Source organism: bacterium, assembly GCA_024226335.1.
Classification (GTDB): domain Bacteria; phylum Myxococcota_A; class UBA9160; order SZUA-336; family SZUA-336; genus JAAELY01.
On sequence record JAAELY010000274.1, the window covers coordinates 1 to 875 of the forward strand.

The 875-nt window shown below is 60.8% G+C and carries 1 protein-coding gene; it reads right to left on the reverse strand.

The window, feature by feature from the left end; translation table 11 throughout:
- The coding region (locus GY725_14835; GenBank protein MCP4005466.1) for a hypothetical protein at positions 1–434 on the reverse strand (434 nt) is incomplete at its 3' end.
- Positions 435–875: the final 441 nt, after the last annotated feature.

An 875-nucleotide genomic window follows, 5' to 3' on the forward strand; every position in this document is an offset into this window, starting at 1 on the left:
AGAAGCAACCATCCGAAGTAGCGCCACAGCCGCTTGTCGTCAGCGCTGGCTCGCGCCGCACGAAGCCTGCGAAGTGCGAGCGTCGTCACTCGGCGTCGCATTTCAGCTTCGAGATCGCCGCTGTCACGCAGGACATCCACGATCGCGCTAAGAGCGACCTGCTGATCGGTCAAAAGCGAACGTTGGGGGAGGTCTTTGTAGAGCCAGACCAGGTCTTTGGCCCCGAGCTGCCACAAAGTCCCTTGCCGGAAGTACACCTGCTGGAAATTCGTCGGATAATCCTCGGCACGGTTGGCGTTTTGTCGCGTCTCCTCAACGTCCGCCCAGAAGAGATCGCGTTGAAGATGTGGTTTCTCGGAGACCAGCGCGTTGAGAGAAGGGCGTTCCGGATCGTTCGACGGGTTCCTTTCAGCACGTTCCACCGCCGTCAACATCCGGATCAGCCCTTCAGAAGGCTCTGAATCTCCTATTCCCAGAACCGCCTCGCGGGCGATCGGAGCCAGGTTCTCGGCGAGCCTGCGATACCGCGACGAAATACGCCTGTAGTTTGACGTGAATGGGCGGGAGAGGCAAAGAGCCGCGAGTCCCGCAATGAAACGCTCCCGGGCATCACCATCAGGGCAGGCTCTCCAGAGTTTCTCCACCACGTGCCCGTAACTCCCAGCGGAATCTGGAGTCGGTGCCGGCGCGTGCTCGATCAGATCGAGCAGTTCGTCGACCCTGAGGTGGTGAGGGAAGAGTGCCGTGGCAAAACCCGATCCGAGGCGGACACTGACCTGCCTCGCGCCTTTCAACCATCGTGCTGCCTCGATCAGACCGTTGGTGTCGTCACAAGTGGCAAGGGCCTGCAACGCGACGATCCGCAGGACGTCGCT